At 62.3% G+C, this 2,680-nt stretch carries 4 protein-coding genes; 3 read left to right on the plus strand and 1 reads right to left on the minus strand.

All coding sequences use genetic code 11. The annotated features are described in order from the left end of the window. Positions 1-85: LysR family transcriptional regulator (locus AC1D0Z_RS19255; RefSeq protein ID WP_477659794.1), on the minus strand; the 85-nt coding region annotated here is incomplete at its 3' end. A gap of 147 nt (positions 86-232) precedes the next feature. On the opposite strand from AC1D0Z_RS19255, the gene AC1D0Z_RS19260 reads away from it, so the two are divergent. The 3 genes from AC1D0Z_RS19260 to AC1D0Z_RS19270 all read left to right on the plus strand — a co-directional run. After that, entirely contained in the window at positions 233-1,429 is a 1,197-nt protein-coding gene (locus AC1D0Z_RS19260) for an acyl-CoA dehydrogenase (RefSeq protein WP_477659791.1), read from the plus strand. A gap of 85 nt (positions 1,430-1,514) precedes the next feature. Beyond that, on the plus strand, positions 1,515-2,291 hold the full coding sequence (locus AC1D0Z_RS19265; RefSeq protein WP_477659792.1) for a YdcF family protein: 777 nt from the start codon (positions 1,515-1,517) through the stop codon (positions 2,289-2,291). A gap of 173 nt (positions 2,292-2,464) precedes the next feature. Further along, on the plus strand, positions 2,465-2,680 hold a 216-nt coding region (locus AC1D0Z_RS19270; RefSeq protein WP_477659793.1), incomplete at its 3' end, for a helix-turn-helix domain-containing protein.

Genomic DNA, 2,680 nt, shown 5'->3' on the forward strand with positions numbered 1-2,680 from the left:
GGGAAATCGACAGGCGTCTGGCAGCGCGGCCGAAATGCAGTTCTTCGGCCAGCACGAGGAAATAGCGGAGGTGGCGAAATTCCATGGATGGCCCATCAATATGTTTTTTATATCATTGAATCGATATTTGATATTAGACAACTATTCATGCTTGTCAAACAATCGTGCTGTCCGCGGGCATTCGATGCCACGCCCCTACACTGCAAACCAGCCCCCCTTTTCCGGAGACAACATGAAAACCACCTTCAACTGGCAAGACCCGTTCTTCTTTATGGACCAGCTCAGCGAAGACGAGCGCGCCGTCGCCGAGGCTGCCCACGCCTTCTGCCAGGAAAAGCTGCAGCCCCGCGTGCTGATGGCTGCGCGCCACGAGAAATTCGACCGCGAAATCATGAACGAGGCCGGCGCCATGGGGTTCCTCGGCTCCACGATTGAAGGCTACGGCTGCGCCGGCCTCAATTACGTGAGCTACGGCCTGGTGGCCCGTGAAGTCGAGCGCGTCGACAGCGGCTACCGCAGCGCCATCAGCGTGCAAAGCTCGCTCGTCATGCACCCCATCAATGCCTACGGCAGCGAAGCGCAGAAGCAAAAATACCTGCCCAAACTGGCCACCGGCGAATGGGTGGGCTGCTTTGGCCTGACCGAACCCAACCACGGCTCCGACCCGGCCAGCATGCTGACGCGCGCCAAGCCCGTCGACGGCGGTTTCATCGTCAAGGGCGCCAAGATGTGGATCACCAACAGCCCGATCGCCGACGTGTTCATCGTCTGGGCCAAGCTGGAAGACCCCGACGGCAAGGTCGGCGGCCAGGAAAGCATCCGCGGCTTTGTGCTTGAAAAGGGCATGAAGGGCCTTTCCGCCCCGAAGATCGAAGGCAAGATGAGCTTGCGTGCCTCGATCACCGGCGAGATCGTGATGGACGACGTGTTTGTGCCCGAAGCCAACCTGCTGCCCAACGTGAGCGGCCTCAAAGGCCCCTTCGGCTGCCTGAACAAGGCACGCTACGGCATCGCCTGGGGCGCACTGGGTGCTGCTGAAGACTGCTGGTTCCGCGCCCGCCAGTACACGATGGACCGCCAGCAGTTCGGCCGCCCGCTGGCGCAAAACCAGCTGATCCAGAAGAAGCTGGCCGACATGCAGACCGAGATCACGCTGGGCCTGCAAGGCTGCCTGCGCGTGGGCCGGCTGATGGACGAGGACAAATCGGTGCCGGAAATGATTTCGCTGATCAAGCGCAACAGCTGCGGCAAGGCGCTGGACATTGCCCGCCTGGCGCGCGACATGCACGGCGGCAACGGCATCCATGACGAATACCATGTGATCCGCCACATGATCAACCTCGAAACCGTCAACACGTATGAAGGCACGCACGATGTGCACGCGCTCATCCTGGGCCGTGCGCAAACCGGTTTGCAGGCCTTTTATTGAGGGTCTTTTAACGGCCATTTAGGGCTGTAGCCCAATCAGGACGAGCGCAAGCAGCTATATTTTTCATAGCAAATAAATACACCGCATGGAATTCGGCGCGCTCAAGCCTTTATTAACCAGCCTGGCACTGCCGCCGGCGTCGCTGCTGTTGCTGGCCCTGCTGGGCCTGCTGCTGGCTTCGCGCCAGAAGAAGGCCGGGTTGGCCCTCGCAACCTGTTCAGTACTGTTCCTGGCGCTGCTCAGCTGCCACGGCATGGCCGCGTGGCTGGCGCGCACCGTGTTGCCGCAATTCCCCGCCATGCCAGTGGCCAGCCTTAAAACGCACCAGGTGCAGGCCATCGTGGTGCTGGGCGGCGGCGTTCTGCCGGAAGCCGCCGAGTACGGCAACAGCCAGCCCGGCGCGCACACGGCGGCCCGGCTGCGCTACGGCGTCTGGCTGGCACGGCAGTCAGGCCTGCCGCTGGCCTTTACCGGCGGCATGGGCTGGGCGGCCAGCAGCGCGCAGACTGATTCCGAAGCCGTGGTGGCCGCACGCCTGGTGCAGCAGGACTACGGCATGACGCTGCGCTGGAACGAAGCCCAGTCGCGCGACACCTGGGGCAATGCCCGGCTGCTGGCGCCCATGCTGCAGCAAAGCGGCGTACAGCGCATCGCGCTGGTCACCGACGCCTGGCACATGCCGCGTGCCACCCTGGCTTTTGAGCGTGCCGGCCTGACGGTGACACCCGCCCCCATGGGCCAGGCGCAGCCGGCACAGCACGACCTCATGGAATGGGTGCCTTCCGCATCGGGCCTCATGGTGTCGCAGCAGGTATTGCGCGAATGGCTGGCGCTAATGGTTGGCCGGTTCACGCCCGTTTAGACAACCGGCCTCTCGCGGGTCCCTTTCGCCTGGGCTCGCGGCAGACCCGGCTGCTTTACCGCGGGTTTACCTTTCAGGGCACTACCGGCTCCCCCGCTACGGTGTAGCCTAGGCGGTTTGGGTTGACGGTCGGAAAGTAAGCAGATATATTACTAACCAGTCAGTCAGTAACTATGTCACTTTCCAAATTATTTTGCGACAAAACCGCTGCGGTCGCCGCCAAACGCGAGCGCCGCAAGGAAGCACGCCCCGGCGAACTGCTGGAGGCCGCGCTTGACCTGTTTGTGGAAAAAGGCTTTGCCGCGACCCGCGCCGAAGAAGTGGCAGCGCGCGCCGGTGTCTCGAAAGGCACGCTGTTCCTTTACTTCCAGAGCAAGGAAGAGCTGTTC

The organism is Polaromonas sp. P1_E3, assembly GCF_056405935.1.